This is a genomic window from Iodobacter sp. CM08 (assembly GCF_033446605.1).
Taxonomy (GTDB): Bacteria; Pseudomonadota; Gammaproteobacteria; order Burkholderiales; family Chitinibacteraceae; genus Iodobacter.
On sequence record NZ_JAWQUO010000010.1, the window covers coordinates 96,779 to 117,670 of the forward strand.

The 20,892-nt window shown below is 50.0% G+C and carries 12 protein-coding genes and 1 tRNA gene; 4 read left to right on the top strand and 9 right to left on the bottom strand.

Annotation, left to right across the window (positions count from 1 at the left end):
• The first annotated feature begins 200 nt into the window (after window positions 1–200).
• A complete protein-coding gene (locus R6242_RS07445) occupies window positions 201–1,502 on the top strand; it encodes a tryptophan--tRNA ligase (RefSeq protein WP_318425659.1) in 1,302 nt (433 codons plus the stop codon).
• 296 nt (window positions 1,503–1,798) lie between these two features.
• Here R6242_RS07445 and R6242_RS07450 read toward each other — a convergent pair whose 3' ends face one another.
• From R6242_RS07450 to R6242_RS07470, 5 genes are all read right to left on the bottom strand, one after another.
• Window positions 1,799–3,724, bottom strand: a complete 1,926-nt coding sequence (locus R6242_RS07450) for a DUF5666 domain-containing protein (protein WP_318425661.1) — start codon at window positions 3,722–3,724, stop codon at window positions 1,799–1,801.
• Window positions 3,725–3,916: 192 nt separating this feature from the next.
• Entirely contained in the window at window positions 3,917–5,266 is a 1,350-nt protein-coding gene (locus tag R6242_RS07455) for an efflux transporter outer membrane subunit (protein ID WP_318425663.1), read from the bottom strand.
• Between the two features lie 254 nt (window positions 5,267–5,520).
• Window positions 5,521–8,658, bottom strand: a complete 3,138-nt coding sequence (locus tag R6242_RS07460; RefSeq protein ID WP_318425665.1) for an efflux RND transporter permease subunit — start codon at window positions 8,656–8,658, stop codon at window positions 5,521–5,523.
• A 218-nt stretch (window positions 8,659–8,876) separates the two neighbouring features.
• Window positions 8,877–10,061, bottom strand: coding sequence for an efflux RND transporter periplasmic adaptor subunit (locus R6242_RS07465; protein WP_318425667.1), 1,185 nt, complete (start codon window positions 10,059–10,061; stop codon window positions 8,877–8,879).
• A 241-nt stretch (window positions 10,062–10,302) separates the two neighbouring features.
• Window positions 10,303–10,905, bottom strand: a complete 603-nt coding sequence (locus tag R6242_RS07470; protein WP_318425669.1) for a TetR/AcrR family transcriptional regulator — start codon at window positions 10,903–10,905, stop codon at window positions 10,303–10,305.
• Window positions 10,906–11,313: 408 nt separating this feature from the next.
• Between R6242_RS07470 and R6242_RS07475 the strand changes: the two genes are divergently transcribed.
• The 3 genes from R6242_RS07475 to R6242_RS07485 are packed head-to-tail and all read left to right on the top strand — an operon-like array spanning window position 11,314 to window position 17,013.
• Window positions 11,314–12,471: an efflux RND transporter periplasmic adaptor subunit gene (locus R6242_RS07475; protein ID WP_318425671.1), complete on the top strand. Its 1,158-nt coding sequence runs from the start codon at window positions 11,314–11,316 to the stop codon at window positions 12,469–12,471.
• 2 nt (window positions 12,472–12,473) lie between these two features.
• A complete protein-coding gene (locus tag R6242_RS07480) occupies window positions 12,474–15,611 on the top strand; it encodes a multidrug efflux RND transporter permease subunit (protein ID WP_318425673.1) in 3,138 nt (1,045 codons plus the stop codon).
• Complete coding sequence (locus tag R6242_RS07485) at window positions 15,604–17,013, top strand: efflux transporter outer membrane subunit (protein WP_318425675.1); 1,410 nt, start codon at window positions 15,604–15,606, stop codon at window positions 17,011–17,013. The genes R6242_RS07480 and R6242_RS07485 overlap by 8 nt, the downstream gene beginning before the upstream one ends.
• Window positions 17,014–17,144: 131 nt before the next feature.
• On the opposite strand, the gene R6242_RS07490 is transcribed toward R6242_RS07485, so the two are convergent.
• From R6242_RS07490 to pmbA, 4 genes are all read right to left on the bottom strand, one after another.
• Window positions 17,145–17,218 (bottom strand) — tRNA-Gly (locus R6242_RS07490).
• A gap of 342 nt (window positions 17,219–17,560) precedes the next feature.
• Window positions 17,561–18,178, bottom strand: coding sequence for an HAD-IB family hydrolase (locus tag R6242_RS07495; RefSeq protein WP_318425677.1), 618 nt, complete (start codon window positions 18,176–18,178; stop codon window positions 17,561–17,563).
• Window positions 18,179–18,221: 43 nt separating this feature from the next.
• On the bottom strand, window positions 18,222–19,277 hold the full coding sequence (locus tag R6242_RS07500) for an FUSC family protein (RefSeq protein WP_293931645.1): 1,056 nt from the start codon (window positions 19,275–19,277) through the stop codon (window positions 18,222–18,224).
• 212 nt (window positions 19,278–19,489) lie between these two features.
• Entirely contained in the window at window positions 19,490–20,821 is a 1,332-nt protein-coding gene (pmbA, locus tag R6242_RS07505; RefSeq protein WP_318425679.1) for a metalloprotease PmbA, read from the bottom strand.
• Between the last annotated feature and the right edge of the window lie 71 nt (window positions 20,822–20,892).

The window sequence follows — 20,892 nt, forward strand, 5'->3', positions numbered from 1 at the left end:
CCAACACCAATATATACCTTTTTATTGGTATATATTAGCCAAGCCATATTAATACCATAATCATACCCAACTAAATTACCTTCACTCCCCTCGAAAATTTAATCCACTGCGGCAAATTTCATTTAGCTTTGTGTATTTCACTTACACGAAACCCGCACGCCTGCTAGACTTGCGACCATAGTTTGAATCGACAGGAAAAAGTGATGAGTTTGCGTGTTCTTACCGGCATTACCACCTCGGGTACACCCCATCTTGGCAACTATGTGGGGGCTATTCGCCCAGCCATTGTCGCCAGCCAAAGCACCGACACCGATTGCTTCTTTTTTATGGCGGATTACCACGCCCTAATCAAATGTGATGATCCGGCTAGGATTGAGCGCTCACGCCTAGAAATTGCCGCCACTTGGCTGGCTGCGGGCTTAGATCCAGAACGCGTTACTTTTTATCGCCAAAGCGATGTTCCTGAAGTCACCGAACTAAACTGGCTATTGACCTGTGTAACGGCCAAAGGCCAAATGAACCGCGCCCACGCTTACAAGGCCAGCACGGATGTGAACGAAGCGGCGGGTGAAGATGCTGATGCAGGCATTACCATGGGTCTGTTTTGCTACCCAATTTTAATGGCCGCAGACATCCTGCTATTTAACCCGCACAAAGTACCGGTAGGCCGCGATCAAATTCAGCATATTGAAATGACCCGTGATGTGGCCGCGCGCTTTAACCATCTATTTGGCCAAGGCAGCGATTTATTTGTCTTGCCTGAAGCGCATATCGAAGAGCACGTTGCCACCCTGCCCGGCCTAGATGGCCGCAAGATGAGCAAAAGTTACGACAATACCATTCCACTATTTGAAGGCGGGGTAAAGGCGCTTAAAGACGCCATCGCAAAAATTGTGACCAATAGCCTGCTACCTGGCGAGCCCAAAGACCCAGACAACTCGCATTTAGTCACTATTTTTGAAGCCTTTGCCAGCAGCGCAGAAACCGCCCAATTTAAAGACGAATTACGCGCAGGCCTTAGCTGGGGCGAGGCAAAAAAACGCCTGCTCGATTTAATCGAACGCGATATTGCGCCAATGCGTGAGCGCTATGAAGCGCTGATGGCGCACCCAGAAGAAATTGAAGCGCTATTACAAACTGGGGCGGCCAAAGCCCGCGCCACCGCCGCACCATTATTAAAAAAAGTACGCGAGTCCCTTGGCCTGCGCCCGATGCAAGCCATTGCCGTGCCCGCTGCAAAAGCCGAAAAGAAAGCCGCCTTGCCTTTGTTTAAGCAGTTCCGCTTAGACGATGGGCTGTTTTACTTTAACTTTATCGCCAGTGATGGCCGCGTGTTATTGCAAAGCCAAGGCTTTAGCCAAGGCCGAGAAGCGGGCTTATGGATTGCAAAAATTAAAAACGAAGGGGTGGCGGCACTAGAAAGCAATACCCCCATCGCCTTGGGTGAAGGTGTTGCCTTAAGCGATGTGGCTGATGCTTTAATGGTTTTATTGGCAGATTAAGTACGTTTTACGGAACTACATTACCGCAGCGCATAAAAACTGCATTCTTGCCGTAAAAAACCAGGATATCGTAGGGCGGGTGAAACCCGCATTTTTTCAACGTCGATCAAAGGTTGTACCCGCCCTACCAATGGCATATTGCTTAAGTTGATAGGATTGGGGGGGGGGCTGCCTGCTGCTCCCCTACAATAGTTTTTGGGCATTACGGCAACGTTTTATGCTTAACAAACAAAACGCCCCAAAAGCATGAACAAAAGTTCAGCGGTTGGGGCGTTGTTCATTACGGTTAAATAGACTTAATCTTCAAATGAAATCTGCGTAGCAATCAATACGCCATTTGTAAGCGTTCCTTTCACCGTGACTAGGCGGCCATTGCCTACATTTGCCGTTTTGCCGCTTTTGATTTCGGCTTTACTGGCGTTCACTTTTTGCCCCGCCACTTTAAAATCACTAGCCGAAACTAAGTCACTAATTGGGCCTTTTATTTCTAAAACATTTGCTACGGTGACGCGCCCTTTTATCTCGATTTTTTGAGCGCTTATTTTATCGCCACTCTTTAGTGCAGTCACTTCAACAGCCACCCCATTTACCACACTGTCTAGCGCGCCACCATCAATAGGCGTGGTTGTACCCCACAACACAATGACGCCATTGAGCTTGAACTGCGTTGCCGTTACGCCACTTAGCACCCCTGCAAGCTTAATAGGCGGTGCAATTTTTGCCGGTAGCTTAACTTCTTTAACAATAAGTACATCAGCCAATATCTCGCCACGCACTACCACTTTGCTACCATTTACAAAATCAGTCTTACTAGCAGCCACATCCGAACCTTGCATACCGTATTCCGTTTTATCATTGACTTGCAACATTAGCTTTATGCCGATCAAAGTAAATTTACCGGTTTTGGCATCAAGGTCTTTAACTTCACCTGTAATCGTCCGAATACCTACACTTGCCGTCTGACTGGCGTTTGGAGCCGTCGTTACAGGCGGTGGCGTATCGATTTTTAGCGTTTTGGCCAAGACGGTGCCATTAGCTACGCTACCCTGCACTTTCACCAGTACGCCATTAGCTAAGTTATCCGCGGCTCCGCCATCAAAAGTCGCCGCGCTTGCATCAACCAATACCCCTCGTACCTTAAAGCTAGCTAAGGAAACAAAATCGGTGACCACGCCATTTAGCTCAACCTTGGCGTCTACACTATCTTTAACAAACTTCACATTGGCTGCGACCAGTTTATTGGTCTGCCAAACGCCACCCACGCGTACTGGTTTACCATTGGCTAGATCAGTGACTACGCCGCTTTCAAACTTAGATTTACTCGCGTCCACCATCACTTCGCCTAATTTAAAGCTCAGTGTTTTACTATCTAAGCCAGCAATCAAACCACCAATTTGCATTTTTAGGCCATCACCGGCTTGCGGTTTTCTTACCTTCAAAGCTTTAGCATTCATGACGCTGGCAGCGCTAATGGCTTGGTCACTCCACGCGGCGATCAACTGACCGTTTTCTAACACCACGCCATCTGGACGCAATTTTGCGTTAGTAAAGTCAATTTTTAAGCCGCCCACCAACAATGTTTTAGCCGTATTGTCAAGCTGGCTCACTATCCCTACTACACGCACCATTAAGGCACTGCTAGGGTCTTTGCGCTCAATCCGCGTGGCCACAATCACGCTGGCGCCATCACGGCTACCATGCACTTCAACCACATCACCGACTAGCAAATCAGCCAGCACCGAGGCCCCCTCAAATACGGTTGGCGCTGCGGCATCGCTTGAGACACGGATAGTTTGCCCTGCTAATTTGAAACCAACACCCGCTTGTAATTCTGTAATTTTGCCGTAAACCTCTGGCAGAGCGGTGAGCGTTTTGATTTTATCATCGCTGCCTTGGTCAGATTCCACCTTCATGCCCAGCTTGATATCATTGCTGGTACCCGTGCTGATGACGGAAGGATCTTGCTCCACCTTAAAGCTGGCATTGCTATCGTCTAAGGTATTGCCATCAACAATTACACTTCCAAAGCCCGTCACCGTGCCTTGAGCATAAGCACCGCCGCTAGGTGCTGGAGTGGGTGTTGGCACTGCGGTGGGGATGCTCGTTGGCGTAACAGCTACGGATGTAGACGGTGTTGAGCTACTACCACTCCCTCCACCGCAAGCGTACAAACCAAGACTGACGGCAACTGCAATAAGACAAAGCTTTAAGCGCTGATCCACGGTTCACTCCCTAATAAGTCTCGCATCAGTTTGATGTGCTTATGGGATTGTGGTGGGCTTTCAGTGCTGACAAGAAGACTTACTCATGATTCAGCGATAAGCGGGCAGGGTTTGCTATTTAAAGTAGAGGCACGGCATGCCATGCCTCTATATGCATCATTTAAGCATGATGGTTTGTAAGGCCACCTATGCTTACCTTCCTCCCAAAGCCTTAAACGCTTGAGCCGATACCGCAAGGCGGGCGCGGCGGGTTTCGATCAAAGCTTGGCTGGCGGCGTAAAACTCACGCTGCGCATCCAGCACCTCTAAATAGCCTGATAAGCCCGAGGCATAGCGCGCTTCGGCAAGCTTTAAACGCTGGCCTTGGCGATCTGCCAGCTTTTGCTGTGCGGCAAGCTGCTCTACCAGCCAGCCTTGATCAGATAACACATCGGCCACGTCTTTAAAGGCCAGCTGAATGGTTTTTTCGTACTCCGCCACAGCGATCACCTTGCGTGCAGCAGCAACATCTGCCCCAGCGCTTAAGCGGCCACCGTCAAAAATCGGCAGGCTGATTTGGGGTAAAAAACTCCAAGCGCGGTTGCCGCCGGAGAACAAATCGCCCAATTCATCGCTCATCACGCCAGCGCTACCCATAAGGGTAACTTTTGGGAAGAATGCGGCACGGGCAGCGCCAATATTGGCGTTAGCCGCTACTAGCTTTTGCTCTGCGGCCCGCACATCAGGGCGATCAAGCAGCACTGCCGAGCTTAAGCCACTAGGTAATGCAAACACCTCCGCATTTAAGTTTACCTCGGGCAAGCTTACAGCCTCACCCACCAGCAGAGTCAGTGCGTTCTGTGCGTTAACGGCCTGACGGCTTAAAGCAGCTTTATCGCTTAAGGCGCTGTCTTGTGCGGCCTCTGCCTGCAAGAGATCTAAGCGATTAGCCACGCCCACATCCACGCGGCGTTTCACCACACGGGCACTTTCCTGACGCGCTGTAGCGGTTTGCTCGGCTAAGCGGCTGCGTGCATTTAAGGCTTGCGCAAGGTAATAACTATTGGCCACATCGGCAATCAGCGCACTGCGCACCGATTGCTGCGCTTCTTCGCTGGCTAAGTAATTGGCCTTGGCCGCTTCGCTTAAACGACGCACCCGCCCCCAGAAATCCACCTCATAAGACAGCAAAGCCAAGTTGGCTTCATAACGGCGGCTGATATCTACATCTGGATTGCTACGGCTGGTGCTACCAGAGCCATTCGCACTCACCGACGGCAATAAATCCGCCTTCTGAATACCGTACAGCGCCCGTGCTTCTTCGATTCTGGCCGTGGCAATTTTTAGATCGCGGTTATTGGCTAAAGCTTTATCTATCACCGGCTTTAAGGCTGGATCTAGAAAATAGCTATTCCACTCTGGCGTACTGAGATCCTGCGGCTGGCTACCTACGGCACTGGCCACAGGGGCCGCAGGGCGGACGTAATCCGGCCCCATGGCGCAAGCGCCCAATGCAAAGCTCATCGCAAGCAGCATGGTCTTAGACATTAATTGTTTTTTCATCCGTTTTTTTACCTATTGGTTCGCGTCATTATGCGAAGAGTGTCATGCCGCTCTTCGAACACCGGCAAGTCAATTAACCACCTGATTAGCGGGATAGCTCAGCAAAAATCATTTCAAACTTTAAATGCATGAAGATCGTCATTCCCGAATGTTTTTAATCGGGGATACAGAGGTTTTGAGCGCCACAAGACTGGATTCCCGCCTTCGCGGGAATGACGGTTCAATAATAAGCCGAGCTAAACCACTCATCAGGATTAACGATGGTCATCCGCGATTTCATCTGTGCGCACCACTTCTTTTTCTGGGAAGAAGCGACGCACCACCACAAAGAACACCGGCACGAGGAATACCGCAAATACCGTAGCAGTAATCATCCCCCCCATCACCCCAGTACCAATGGCGCGGCGGCTGGCCGCCCCAGCACCGGTACTCATGGCCAGCGGCAATACACCGGCAATAAAGGCAAAGGACGTCATCAGAATCGGACGGAAGCGTAAGCGGCAGGCTTCCATCGTGGCATCAACCACACTCATGCCTTGGCGTTGCAGATCACGGGCGAATTCAATAATCAGAATTGCGTTCTTTGCGGACAAACCAATAATGGCAATCAGCCCCACCTTAAAGTACACATCGTCTGGTAGGCCACGCAGTGTCATGGCGGCCACCGCGCCAAAAATACCCAGCGGCACCACCCACAGCACGGCAAACGGAATCGACCAGCTTTCATACAACGCAGCAAGGCATAAGAAAACAATCAGGATAGACAAGCCAAATAGGAACGGCGCTTGCGAACCAGACAGTCTTTCTTCAAACGAAGTGCCCGACCATTCAAAACCTACGCCTGCTGGCAATTGCTTAGCCATGGCTTCCATTGCATCCATGGCCTCGCCCGAGCTTTTGCCAGGGGCTGGGCCGCCAGAGATCTTGAACGCAGGCAAGCCGTTATAGCGATCCAGCGCAGAAGCACCTGCCTGCCATTTAGCCACGGCAATTTCTGATAGCGGCACTAAATTACCCGCCCGCGTTTTAAGCTGCAGCTTGAGCAAATCATCTGGCGAAAGACGGCTTTCTGGCGTGGCCTGCATCAGTACACGCAAAATACGGCCTTCACGCACAAAGTCATTCACATAGGCCGAGCCTAGTGAAATAGCCAGCGTGTTGTTCAGCTCAGTCATATCAATACCCAGCTGACTGGCTTTTTCTTTATTAACATCCAGCAGCAGCTGCTGACCTGGCTCCTGACCATCAGGGCGAACCCCAGCCAAAGCTTTATTTTGCGCGGCCATGCCCAGCAACATATTGCGTGCTTCATAAAGGCGATCACGGCCCAAACCGGCACGATCTTGCAGGCGGAAATCGAATCCACCCACCGAGGCCAATTCAGGAATTGGCGGCACATTGGTGGCAAAAGAGAACGCTTGCTTAATGCGGAACAACATCATATTGGCGCGTTGCACCACGGCTGCAACCTGATCATCCGGCTTAGGACGATCTTTCCAGTCTTTTAAGGTGACAAAGGCCAGTGCTGCATTTTGGCCACGACCAAAGAAGCTGAAACCCACAATCGCAATCACGCGATCGACTTCTGGCTGCTTCACAAAGTGCGTTTCAATTTGCTCAACGATTTCCAGCGTACGCTCACGCGTCGCGCCAGCAGGCAATTGCACCACACTAATAAAGTAACCTTGGTCTTCGTCAGGCAAGAAAGACGTAGGCAAGCGCGACATCAACCAGCCGGTAGATGCCAGAATCAAAGCAAAAAACAACAAGGACAAACCCGTCTTACGAATGCATGTACCTACCCAGCCCTGATAGCGCAAGGTTAAAGCGGCAAACTTGCGATTAAACCAACCTAAAAAGCCTTTGGTGCCGTGATGCTCGCCCTTTTTCAGTGGCTTCAAGAAAGTAGCGCACAAAGCCGGTGTTAAGGTTAAAGCCATCAGCGCCGAAAAGAACATCGTCAGCACCAAGGTGACCGAGAACTGGCGATAAATCGCGCCCACTGCACCTGAGAAAAACGCCATCGGCACAAACACGGCGGTCAGTACCAAAGTAATGGCGATGATCGGGCCGATAATCTGCCCCATGGCTTTTTGCGTGGCTTCGCGTGGCGCAAGCCCCTCTTCCGTCATGATCCGTTCGACGTTTTCGATCACCACAATGGCATCATCAACCAAGATACCAATCGCCAATACCATGGCAAACATGGTCAGCACATTGATGGAGTAACCAAACAGCTGCAAACCCACCAAAGCACCCAAGAGCGCAATTGGCACAACAATCGTCGGAATCAGCGTGGCGCGGATATTACCTAGGAATAGGTACATCACAATAAACACCAAACCAATCGCTTCAACCAGCGTGGTCAATACTTCCTTGATCGAAACATCCACAAACTTAGAGGTATCGTAAGGCACTTCAACGGCAATGCCCTTAGGGAAGAACTTAGACAACTCGTCTAGCTTGGCTTTTACTGCCTTGGCTGTTTCGAGCGCATTGCCATCGGGGGAGAGCTTAATCCCGATCGCCGCAATACTCTTACCATTTAAACGCGCCAATACGCTGTAATCGGATGCGCCCAGCTCAACTTTGGCCACATCTTTTAAGCGTAATTGCGAGCCGTTTTTGCCATCGCGCAGCACGATATTGCCAAACTGCTCTGCGGTTAAGTAGCGGCCTTGCGTGACCACCGTTGCGGTAAATTGCTGGCCTGCAGGGGCTGGTAGCTGGCCAATTTCACCCGTTGCCAATTGCACGTTTTGCGCGCGCACGGCGGCTAAGGCTTCTGAGGCGGACATCTTAAAGCCAGCCAATTTAGCCGGATCAAGCCAAATACGCATCGCATATTCAGAGCCAAACAACATCGCCTCACCCACACCCGGCACACGGCGAATGGAATCAATCACGCTAGAATTCACATAACTGCCCAGTGCCACATTGTCGTAGCTACCATCTGGCGACAACAGCGTGACAAACATCAGGTAATTACTACGGGATTTAACCACCTGCACGCCTTGTTGGCGTACTTCACTAGGCAAACGCGCTTCAACCCGTTTCACACGGTTTTGCGCTTCTACCGAGGCGATATCCAAATCTGTACCTGGCTTAAACGTCAGCGTAATCGCCATATTACCGGCGCTATCGCTATTGGAGCTCATATACTGCATGTTCTCCAAACCGTTCATTTCTTGTTCAATCAGCGCGGTTACGGTTTCTTCCATCACCTGCGCGCTTGCGCCGGGGTAAGTTGCGTTAATGGTTAAAGCGGGCGGAGCCACTTCGGGGTATTGAGAGATCGGCAGGCTTTTGAAAGCCAGCAAACCTGCCAAAATAATAATAATGGCGATCACCCAAGCAAATACCGGGCGATCGATAAAAAATCGAGCAAACATAAACTCTCCTAATGCAGCACAGTAAGACTCCACCCAAAACCCAAATCTCAAAACACGGAGGGCACAGAGAGCACGGAGTTTCACGGAGAAAACCTTATTTCCTTGTTTTTCCTCCGTGGCCCTCCGTCTTCTCCTTTTACTCTGTGGTTTAAGATTTGGGTTTTAGCATGGCGTACTGCGGTGGACTACTCGTGACGCCTAAGCATCATCAGTAGCAGCTATTTTTTTGCAGGGGCAGCAGGGGCAGCAGGGGCAGACTTTGCCGCAGCCGCATCAACTGGGCTCACTACCGCGCCAGGGCGTACTTTTTGAATGCCATCGATCATCACCCGCTCGCCGCCTTTTAAACCACTCAAGACGATCCAATCTTTGCCTGAGAATCCACCGGTTTTCACTGGTGCAGGGCTTACTTTATTGTCGCTCCCCACTACGTAAACAAACTGGCCCTGTGGCGATGAAACAATCGCTTGTTGTGGCACACGCACCGTGGCATCCATTGCACCTTGCGCAACCCTTACCGTGGCAAACATGCCAGGCAGTAAAAGATGATCTGGGTTAGGAAACTCAGCGCGTAAAGTCACCGTACCGGTCGTTGGATCAATCGTTTGCTCAGCAAATAGCAACTTACCTGAGTGAGCGTAGGCAGTGCCATCTTCTAATAAGAGATCAACGGGTAAAGTAGCTTGTTTAAGCTTGCCCGCTTTTGTCATTTGCTTTAAACGCAGCAAATCGGCACCAGACTGATTAAAATCCACATAAACCGCATCAATTTGCTCGATAGTTGCCAGCGGAGTAGCCGTGCCTTTATTCAGCAATGCGCCTTCTGAAACCAGAGCGCGGCCAATGCGGCCACTGATAGGCGCTTGTACGCTGGCGTATTCTAGATCCACGCCGCTGCGGCGCACTTCTGCCTCAGCGGCAGCCATTTCGGCTTCTGCTTGCTTAAGCTGCGCTTCAGCCTGATCAAACTCTTGACGGCTGACACCCTGCTCCCCCACCAGCTGGCGATAGCGATCAGCGGTTTGCTTGGCAATTGAAACACTCGCCTTGGCTTTAGCCAGTGCGGCTTTAGCCGTGGCGGCATTGGCCTCTAGTACGCGTGAATCAATCTTAAATAAAGACTGCCCTGCTTTAACCTCACCGCCCTCATTAAAGAGGCGTTTTTCTAAAATACCATCCACGCGGGCGCGCACTTCGGCAGTGCGTACCGCAGTGATACGGCCACTTAAATCACGCGTTAATGCTGCACTACCTGCCTGAGTGGTGACCACGGTGACTTCTGGCGGCGGCATTCCACCACCCGCGCCACCCGCAGCGCCTTCTGGCCCACCTTTACCGCAGGCCGCTAATAGACTTGCCGCAGCTAAAACTAAAACCACACTTTTTTTGAGTGAAGGAAGCATTGCTAATCCTTAATCCGCTTAATTAAAATATTTACGCCAATAAATTGACGATCCACTTATCTTTCTGCCAAGGCGCACATGGGCGCTTAGCTGGTTTTTAAAACTAACAACAGATACTTATACCGCCACATTAATAAAAAGGTTTTGCGCCCACCAAACGGCATCCGCAAGCGAATATAGGGGCGCAGTAAGCTGCGCCCTTAATGCCTGGCAATGCTCACCTATCATCGAAATACCATCTTTAACAGGGGCGATAGGCGCGCAAAAAGCGATCCACAAGCCGCCCAACCTTAGCCTCTTCACCTGCAGGATCTGGCGGCTCGCCACCAAAAAACATTTTCAAACGATCGTAACCACTCAGCGTATCCAGTAGGTAAGCGGCAGCTTCAAAGGCATCGGCTTGAATTAAGCCACCTTCTTGCATGGCCGTTTCCAAAGTCAGCGCTAATTGCTTGGTGGTGCGCTCAATACAAAGCTCAAAGTGCCGACGGGCCAAATCTGGGAAACGGGGTGCTTCAGTGGTCAGCACACGGTGCGCACTAATGGACTCTGGCTCCATAATCCGCGCCCTAAATGACAAAGCAAATCGCATTAAGCGCTCCCGCACCGTGCCCTCATCCACGGTTAGCGGTGCCAGCATTTCGGCAATACACAGCTCAATGGTCAGCTCAAACAAAGCTTGCTTACTGCCAAAACGGTTATAAATCGTTTGCCTTGCCACTCCAGCGCGTTGCGCCACTTTATCTATACTGGCTCGATAACCCATTTCGCAAAAAACAAGCTTTGCTGCCTCAACGACAGGATCGCCACTTGTATTCAGCGGCGTAATCTTACTTGTAACCATTATCTTCTCTCAACTTGGACTGGACAGTCTAATCCATAAAAAATGTAAAGTGAACTCATTTGCATACAACAAAAAGCGCCATATTTTTAGGATTGAGCAACACCAAGGCATTCAGGGCAAAATTAAGCACTCAATAAGCTGTTTTTTTACGCATCAAAAGACACATTTTTTTAAGCTTTTGGCATATTTCACGGCAGTGCATCTTTAAACAACTAATCTGACAAGATAATAGTGTGATTTTTTCGAATGAAATATGCACTAGCTCCCCCTATTAAACCCTTATACCCTGACTGGCCACTCTTTCAAGCAATGCAAACAGCATTAAGTAAGCAGCTGTTTCCTATCTCTTTTTTGCGGCACTTCATATAAAAATTCAATACTTCAAACCCTATAGCTGGAGATCACCTGATGAAACAGGGTACTAGGTTGTTACCAAAAACTTTTCACCTGAGCGCCCTTGCCTTACTCATCTTATTGAGTGCCTGTGAGCAAAAAACTGGCCCCAGCGCACCGCCGCCAGCCCCAGTGAGTTTCATTGAATTAAAACCTACAGATGTTGTACTTAATAAAGAAATGGTGGGTGAAACGGCCGGCTATCGTGATATTGAAGTTCGCTCCCGCGTGAACGGCATCTTATTAAAAAGAACCTATATAGAAGGCGCGCAAGTACAAGCAGGACAAGTGCTTTTTGAAATTGATCCAGAGCCTTATAAAGCCACCCTTGATCAAGCCAAAGGCCAGCTTTCACAAGAAACATCCAAGCTAGAAAAAGCTCGTGCCGATCGCGATCGAATTATTCCGCTATTTAAAGAAAACGCAGTCAGCCGCAAAGATTACGACGACGCTTTATCCGCCTACACCTCAGCCCTTGCCAGTACGCAAACGGCGCAAGCCAGTGTAAAACAAGCCGAGCTTAATTTGGGTTACACCAAGGTAACAGCGCCTTTCTCCGGCACTACCAGTAAGCTGGTGCAATCAGAAGGCAGCTTGATTTCTGCCACGGGTGATTCGGGCCGCCTGACGACGATTTCTCAACTTGATCCGCTCTATGTTAATTTTTCTTACTCTGAGCAAGATCGGCAAGAGCTAGAAGCCGCCTCCCGTAGCGGCCAAGTCACCTTAAACGAAAGCTTTAAAGCCAAAATTAAGCTAGCCGATGGCAGCAACTACGCGCAAACCGGCTTGATTAATTTCTCTGACAACCGAGTCGATCCTAAAACCGGCACGATTCGCGCACGCGCTATTTTCAAAAACCCCAAGGGTGATTTACTACCAGGGCAATTTGTTCGCGTCACACTAGAGCTTGGCAAACGCAAAAACACGCTTTTAGTGCCTGAACGCGCCGTGGTGCAATCACAAGCCGATCATATTGTGATGACCTTAGGTGAAGGCAATAAAGTCGTGCCTATCCCCGTTAAGCTAGGCTCGGTGATTGATGGCAAGGTGATTATTGAAGCCGGCCTAAAAGCGGGGCAAAAAGTGATTGTGGATGGGCTGATGAAAGCCAAGCCAGGCTCAGTGGTTAACCCCAGCCCTGCCAGCGCTGCTGCTGCACCAAAGGAATAAGCATGTTTTCAAAATTCTTTATTGAGCGGCCTATTTTTTCCAGCGTGATTTCCATCATCATCGTGCTGGCGGGCTTGGCCGCAATGCGCTCCCTTCCTATTGAGCAATACCCTGGCATTACACCGCCCGTGGTTTCGGTTACGGCGGTTTACCCAGGCGCCACCCCAGAAGTGATTGCTCAAACGGTGGCCGCACCGCTCGAGCAACAAATTAATGGCGTAGAGCATATGATTTATGTGCAATCTGGCTCCGCTTCAAACGGCCAGATGAGCATGAATGTGTACTTTGAAATTGGTACCGATCCTGACCAAGCCACGATTAACGTGAATAACCGTGTCTCTGCGGCCCTAGCCCAGCTGCCTGAAGAGGTAAAGCGCCAAGGGGTAACGGTTAAGAAAAAATCCACGTCTATCTTAGAAGTTGTGGCCTTGAACTCGCCCAATGGCCGCTACGACACCACCTATCTGTCTAACTATGCCCAGCTCAATATCGTGGACGAGCTAAAACGCCTGCCTGGGGTGGGTGATTTAAGTATGTTTGGTGGCACGGATTACGCCATGCGCGTTTGGCTGCGCCCTGATCGGCTCGCCCAGCTTAAACTTTCTCCTTCTGACGTCATTGCGGCCATTCGTGAGCAAAACGCCCAGTTTGCTGCAGGTAAAATTGGTGCGCAACCGACCACCGCGCCGATTGATTTTACTTACACGGTAAATACTCAAGGCCGTTTAAAAGACGCCAAAGAGTTTGAAAACATCATCATCCGCTCTACCTCTGACGGGGCAAAAATTCGTCTGAAAGACGTGGCCCGCGTTGAAATGGGCGGCAAAGACTACGACTTGCAAGCGCGTTTAAATGGCAAATCCGCCGTCGCCATTGGCCTGTATCTGCAGCCCGGTGCCAACGCGGTTGCCGTCGCTGCCGCTGTTAAAGCCAAGATGGAAGAACTAAAGGTACGCTTCCCCGAAGGCATTGCTTACTCCATCCCTTATGACACCACCGAATTCGTTAAAATTTCGATTGAGGAAGTGGTACATACGCTGTTCGAAGCGATTATTTTAGTATTTATCGTGGTTTACCTTTTCTTACAAAACTTCCGCGCCACGCTGATCCCCTGCATTGCCGTACCGATTTCCTTGATTGGTACCTTTGCTGGCATGTTGATACTCGGCTTTTCGATCAACCTCTTAACCCTGTTTGGGATGGTATTGGCCATTGGTATCGTGGTGGATGACGCCATTGTGGTGCTGGAAAACGTTGAGCGGATCATGAGCGAGACTAAATGCTCCGCTAAAGAAGCCTCCATCCAAGCCATGCAAGAAGTCGCTGGCCCCGTAATCGCCATTGTTTTAGTGCTGTGCGCCGTATTCTTGCCCGTCGCCTTTATGGGGGGCATGACCGGTGTAATGTATAAGCAATTTGCCGTGACCATTGCGGTTTCGGTGGTGATCTCAGGGATTGTGGCCTTAACACTCACCCCAGCGCTGTGCGCTATTTTGCTAAAAAACAACCATCAAAAACCAGCTCGTTTCTTTGTGTGGTTTAACAATAGCTTTGATCGCCTCACCAATGGCTATGTAAGCGGCGTAGCCTTTTTAAACCGCCGTGTTGGCGTAGCGTTTATTTTATTTGCGGCCATCTTACTGGCGATTTTTGTCTTACTGCAAAAAGTACCCGGTGCACTGGTGCCCGATGAAGATCAAGGTACTTTAATCAGCGCGGTCATGCTGCCTGATGCGTCTTCGCTGAACCGCACGGCGGCGTCTAGTGATCAATTTGAAAAAATGTTGATGGCAAATAAAAATGTCGAAAACGTGGTTTCATTTGTTGGCTTTGATATTTTGTCTGGCGCGGTGATTAGCAATAGCGGCATTGTGTTCTCAACGCTTAAAGATTGGAAAGAGCGTAAAGATCCCGCCGATAGCTCCTTTGCACTGGCTAAAACCTTTCAAGGCATGGCGTATATGGGGATGAAAGATGGCTTTGCGGCCACCTTTAACCCTCCGGCTATTCAAGGGATGTCGACCACTGGCGGGATTGAGGCTTATTTGCAAAATCGCGGCACCGGTAATACGGCAGAGTTTTCACAAGCCACCCAGCGCTTTGTTGACGAAGCTAAAAAGCGCCCTGAGTTTGCCAGTGTATCCACCACCTTCCGCGCCAATGTACCGCAAATCTATCTTGATCTAGATCGCGAAAAAGCCAAAGCACTCGGCGTAAGCATCAACCAAGTATTCGACACCATGCAAGCCACCTTTGGCCAAGTGTATGTCAATGACTTCAACCAATTTGGCCGCACTTATCGTGTGCAATTGCAATCTGAAGCGGATTACCGTGCCCGCCCAGATGATATTCGTAATGTTTATGTGCGCTCAGATAAAGGCGACATGATTCCGCTGACCAGCTTGGTTAAAGTCAAAACCTCGGCGGGCCCAGAATTGGTTGAGCGTTTTAACGTTTTCCAAGCTGCAAAAATCATGGCTCAACCCGCAGCAGGCATCAGCTCTGGTCAGGCCATTAAGGCGCTAGAAGAAGTAGAAGCCAACGTGATGAGCTCTGATTACAAGCTGCAATGGACGGGATCTGCCTACCAAGAAAAATCGGCAGGCTCTTCAGCTGCGCTGGCCTTTGGCTTCGGTATTATCATGGTGTTCTTAATCTTGGCTGCGCAGTACGAACGCTGGACACTGCCTATTGCCGTGATCAGTGCCGTGCCTTTTGCGCTATTTGGAGCCTTGCTTTCGGTTTATCTTACCGGCCTCACCAACGACGTTTACTTCCAGATTGGCCTTGTTACCCTAGTGGGGCTAGCGGCTAAAAATGCCATTTTGATTGTTGAATTTGCCGTGATGAAGCATGAAGAAGGAATGAGTTTGCTGGATTCCGCACTTTCGGCGGCCCGCTTACGTTTCCGCCCAATTGTGATGACATCCTTGGCCTTTATTTTAGGCTGCGTACCGCTCGTCACCTCTAGCGGCGCAGGCTCGGCCAGCCGCCACTCACTGGGCACGCCAGTGATTGGTGGGATGTTGGCCGCCACCTTTATTGCCATTTTCTTTATTCCGCTCTTCTTCCGTTTAATTATGAAAAGCAGCGAGAAAAAAGCCGCTGCCCACCCAGAAGCTGGAGATCACCATGCGTAAATCTGCGCTCGCTCTACTGATTGCGGCCACCTTAAGCGCCTGCGCACTGACCCCGCCCGTGGTAGACACCAGTAGCGACCTACCCAGCAGCTGGCGCAGCGATGCCGCCAGTGATATTGCTATTGGCCAAAATTGGTGGGCTCAATTTAACGACCCCGCCCTAGATGGCTTGATTGCTGCGGCCCAAGCCAATAATCAAAACCTAGTGATTGCCGCCTCGCGCATCGATGAAGCCCGCGCGGCGCTCGGCATCACCTCGGCTGATCAACTGCCTAGGCTAGATTTAGGTGGCAAAGCGGCCAGGAGCCTTGCTTCCCAGCAAAACAACATTGCCGTTGGCGATAGCGCAGTGGATAGCTATCGCCTTGGTGCCACCGCATCATGGGAGTTAGACTTATGGGGGCGCATCAAAAATAGTACCGATGCCGCCAAGGCCGATCTACTCGCCAGCGAATACAACCGTGATGCCATCGCGCTGGCGCTGTATGCCAATGTGGCGCAAACCTATTTTAATTTGCGCGCACTCGATCAGCAGCTCGCCATTGCCCAAGACACACTCAAAACGCGGCAAGAAAGCTTTCAGCTACGTAAACGGCGCTTTGAGGGGGGGGTTACCTCTGAGCTAGATATGCGCCAAGCCGAAGTGGAGCTCGCCAGCGCCCAAGCCAGCGTGCCTAGCATTGAGCAAAATATCGCCAAAGTGGCGGGCAGCCTTGGCATCTTGATTGGCCAAAATCCACGCGCCATGATCGATATTGGCGTGCCACGCGGCAAAATGCTGACCCAAATCAACGTACCGATGAATGTGCCGCTTGGCCTGCCATCTGAGCTACTGGCCCGCAGGCCAGATATTCAAGCCAGCGAGCAAAGCCTGCGTGCCGCAGGGGCCAGAATTGCCGCCGCTCGCGCCGCCTACTACCCAACTATTTCATTAACAGGGATATTGGGTTTAGAAAGCGCAGAAATCGGCAATCTATTTACTGGCCCAGCTAAAACGTGGTCTTTTCTTGGCAACTTGGCCGCACCGCTGTTTGATAATGGCAAAACCGCCGCCAATGTTGATAGCGCCACCGCTCGCCAAAAACAAGCCGTAGCCAGCTACCGCCTGAGCATCCAACAAGCCTTTGCCGAAACGCAAAGCGCCTTGGCCGCCCGCAGCAGCAGCGTAAAAATCGTGGCCGCCCAGCAGCAGCAGTTTGACTCGCTAACTCGGCAATTAAAACTCGCCACCCTGCGCTACGACAACGGCTTTTCTAGCTACTTAGAAGTCTTGGATGCACAAAGATCCTTATTCCAAGCCCAGCTCAACCTAGCCGCAGCCCAACGCGATCAACTCTCCGCCACCGTGGACCTATACAAAGCCCTAGGCGGCGGCTGGAAAGCCCCAAGCCACGTTAGCTAAAAGCGCTATATTCAGCAGACTAAGCCCAAGCCAAGGATTCTTGGTTTGGGCTTAGTTTGTAGAGGATAAGGAAGCAAGTAGGCGCTGAGGCGTAAAAAAGCCCACTTATGCGGTAAGTGGGCTTTAAAATATGGAGCGGGCGATGAGAATCGAACTCACGGCGCTAGCTTGGGAAGCTAGGGTATTACCATTATACGACGCCCGCTGTGTATTGCTGACGCATTGTAAGTGCTAGGCATGATTTTTGCAAGCTTGCCTAATGTTAATATTTAATCTGATTAGTCACATTTGCAATGCTGGTATCGAGATACTCGGGAGCTAAAGCCTTGAGCATAAACCAAAATACACACTATTTTCTGATCAGTAATATCGCACAACATGCTTGTATTTAGATTCTCTCTCTAGCCAAAATCTAGACGCAAAGTAACAAAATCTCTGTTTTTCATAAAAATAAACATCGGAAATAATGCCTTATCAGCCGCTTCACAGCGATTGATACTGAGCTGAGCAAGCTTGCTAAAGAGTGTTTTTGATCATCTTGAGCACTTTAATTCTCAATAAAAGGTTTAAAAAATGGATGCGTAGCGGCCTCTAGCATTTCTTTATCCCCTGCCGAATCGCCGTAAGCATAGAGCTCTATATCTGCAAGGGGGCCGACTAGCAATTCAAGCTGCACTGTTTTTCCTATGCCACGGCAATTAGCGCCTAATAAACGCCCACTTAATACATTATTGTTGGCAGATAGGCGTGTACAGAGCAAATCATCAAAGCCAAGCCGCTTTACCATTGGCTCTAAATAAAGATCAAGCGATGCGCTTACCATAATTAAACGATGCCCCTGCTGCTTATGCCAATTTATTTTCTCAATTGCGGCGGGGCGAAACCAGCGTTCTATTTCTTTTGCATGCTCTTTGCCTATTGCTTGCAATTTATCGAGTGATTGACCAACAAATAATTTAGCCACTATTTTTTCTTTAAAGCTATCCCGATTAGAGATGCCAACGCCAACTTTAATGGCCTCCCCCACTAAAGAAAATAAAGCCAAATACACGGCACGTTTGCCGAAAGCTTTTTTTAGATAAGGGATAAAAGTGTCTTTTGTGGTAATCGTGCCATCAAAATCAAATGCTGCCACAACAGGTTTTATAAAATGGCTTTGCGTCAAGTTATCACTCCTATATTAAATAGATTGATCAATATAAATAAGCTTACTGGTCGTAATTATGCATGACATCGTGTGGATTTAAAGGCTGTAAGCCTTGCTGCGACACCTGAATAGCCGGCATCAACAAAAGCAATTCATCACATAAACGAAGCGTTGTTTGGCTTAATTCTGCACTCAGCCAATAACAAGCGCTGGCGCTTTGATCCGCCTCGGGCAGGCTATTAAGTAGCATTTCAGGGTGCAAAAAACGAATCCCGTGCGCCGCCCTAAATAACGCTTTTACCACCGCCTTGCGAAAAACCCCTTTGTCAGGAAGTGGCTCGGCATTTTTGCTGGCAACATCCCCCATTCGATCAAACACGCTATAGAGCGTGCGTTGGCCACGCTGTATTGATTCAAAACGCGTGGTGCTTTGCTCGCATTCGCTTGCCGCAGAAGAAATCAAACCGCGCATGGCAATTAAACGAGCATTAAACCGCCCAAGTGCCGCTTCCACATCCAACGGCGCTCGCCTAGCAATACGGCTATACATCAGCGCTGATTCACGCAAATTATCTGCCAGCAAAAATCGCCAATGATCAAGGGCGCGCTGTGGAAATAAAGAAGCGGCAATAATAGCGATCAAAGAGCCTAAAACAACATCCCCCGTACGCCAAAGTGATTCAGAAACCGTTCCATCCCCAACCCCAGCCACAATCACCAAGGTAATCCCAACCGTAAGCGCGGTATAACCCGCCTTGCCAATCGCATGATAGGCACTTAATAACACCACAAAGCCCATCCAAACATAACAAAGCAGGGGCGATGCGCCATACAGGGCAATCGCCAGCAGCCCTGCAAGCGCACCAACAGCAGTGCCCACCGTGCGTTGCCGCGTTTTCTGCGCCACTGCGCCTAAGTGCGGCACATTGCCAAGCATCACCACAATGGTTACCAACATCCAGCTTCCATGTTGAATCGGCAAAGCAAGATTAATGACCAAGCCAAAAGTAAAGGCCAGCGTCACCCGCAGCGCATGAATTAAACGATGGTGCTGATAGAGGAATAAGGGATTTTTGGCAGCGCGCCAAGGTGTAGATAAGGCTCGGATTAGTTTCATGGGCAGACTAAAGAGCAAAGCAACAGTTTAAAGGGGGCTAAAGCGCCAGTGAAGTCACAATCAACAACATCAAGCGCTTTATACGATATTTGCACGTGATCCATAAGGCGAATAGAAAACAGCATAAACCATCAAACGCTAACGACCTTAAACATCGCTATTACAAACACACTGGGGATGATGGCGATAAACCATCCCCCTTGAGTACATCCTTACTCGCCAGCCACCGTCATCTTGCTCACTAAAATCGAGCCAACCTTACGGCTAGACCAAGGCGGACTATCATCGCCAATCCCCACGATATCTTTAAAGATGTCACGCAGATTACCCGCAATGGTGATCTCCTCTACCGCGTATTGAATCACGCCGTTTTCTACCCAAAAGCCTGCCGCACCACGCGAATAATCGCCCGTCACCATATTAGTGCCATGCCCAAGTAATTCGGTAACAAACAAACCCGTACCAAGCTCAGCTAAGAGCTGCGCAAAGGTATGCGTGGCGGCCACCAATAGATTATGTGATCCACCCGCGTTGCCCGTGGTGCTCATGCCTAGTTTTCTGGCTGAATAGCTGGATAAAAAATAACCATTTAACACGCCTTGGCTAACCACATCCCGCGCCACGGTGGCTACGCCTTCCGCATCAAAAGCGCCGCTGCTCATGCCTTTTTTCAAGAAAGGATCTTCTGCGATGCTCACACAAGGCGCAAACACGCTGGTTCCCAAGCTATCGGGCAAAAAGCTAGATTTACGATAAAGGCTGCTACCGCTCACGGCTTGTACAAAAGTACCAATCAAGCCAGAGGCTACGGGCGCTTCAAATAGCACCGGATATTCGCCCGTTTTAACGCGGCGCGCACCTAAGCGGCGCAGGGATCGCTCACCTGCACGCTGGCCTACCGCCACCGCAGAATCTAAATCTAAATAAGCGCGTGCCGAGCTATACCAATAATCACGCTGCATGCCAGATTCATCTTCCGCAATCACTGCCGCCGATAAACTATAGCGAGAGCTGCATTCTGCCCCCATAAATCCAAGCGAATTGGCATAAACAAAGCGGCTAGCGCCTGTCGATACCGATGCGCCTTCTGAGTTACTAATCCGTGCATCCACACTACGTGCAGCGTCTTCGCATTCGGTAGCCAGCTCAATCGCCCCTTCTACCGATAAATCCCAAGGGTGGTAAAGATCAAAATCAGGAAAGGAGGTCGCCAAGCGATCTGCGTCTGGCAAGCCAGCAAAAGAATCTGCGGCGGTAAAGCGGGCAATCGCCAAGGCCGCCTTTACGGTGTCTTTAATCGCCGCAGCAGAAAAATCACTACTGCTGGCGTGCCCCTTTTGCTGCCCCAGATACACCGTAACGCCAACGCCTTTATCACGGTTGTATTCAATGGTTTCTACTTCGCCAAGGCGCACCGAAATATTTTGGCCATAACCCTCAGACACATCCACATCGCAGGCCGTTGCACCTTGGATTGCGGCTTGTTCCAGTACTTGGCTGGCTAAATCACAGAGTTCTTGCTGATTAAAACTAAATTCGGACACTGGTCATTTCCCGTTTTAAGAGATCGAAGTCAAAGGCTTAATATCCACAAAAAAACAAAAATCACGAAACA

What these genes read in the sequence shown, in the direction of transcription:
- R6242_RS07460 (WP_318425665.1), bottom strand. Translation starts at nt 8,658, where the DNA reads ATGTTTGCTCGATTTTTTATCGATCGCCCGGTATTTGCTTGGGTGATC.
- R6242_RS07475 (WP_318425671.1), top strand. Translation starts at nt 11,314, where the DNA reads ATGAAACAGGGTACTAGGTTGTTACCAAAAACTTTTCACCTGAGCGCC.
- R6242_RS07465 (WP_318425667.1), bottom strand. Translation starts at nt 10,061, where the DNA reads ATGCTTCCTTCACTCAAAAAAAGTGTGGTTTTAGTTTTAGCTGCGGCA.
- R6242_RS07480 (WP_318425673.1), top strand. Translation starts at nt 12,474, where the DNA reads ATGTTTTCAAAATTCTTTATTGAGCGGCCTATTTTTTCCAGCGTGATT.
- R6242_RS07485 (WP_318425675.1), top strand. Translation starts at nt 15,604, where the DNA reads ATGCGTAAATCTGCGCTCGCTCTACTGATTGCGGCCACCTTAAGCGCC.
- R6242_RS07500 (WP_293931645.1), bottom strand. Translation starts at nt 19,277, where the DNA reads ATGAAACTAATCCGAGCCTTATCTACACCTTGGCGCGCTGCCAAAAAT.
- R6242_RS07470 (WP_318425669.1), bottom strand. Translation starts at nt 10,905, where the DNA reads ATGGTTACAAGTAAGATTACGCCGCTGAATACAAGTGGCGATCCTGTC.
- R6242_RS07455 (WP_318425663.1), bottom strand. Translation starts at nt 5,266, where the DNA reads ATGAAAAAACAATTAATGTCTAAGACCATGCTGCTTGCGATGAGCTTT.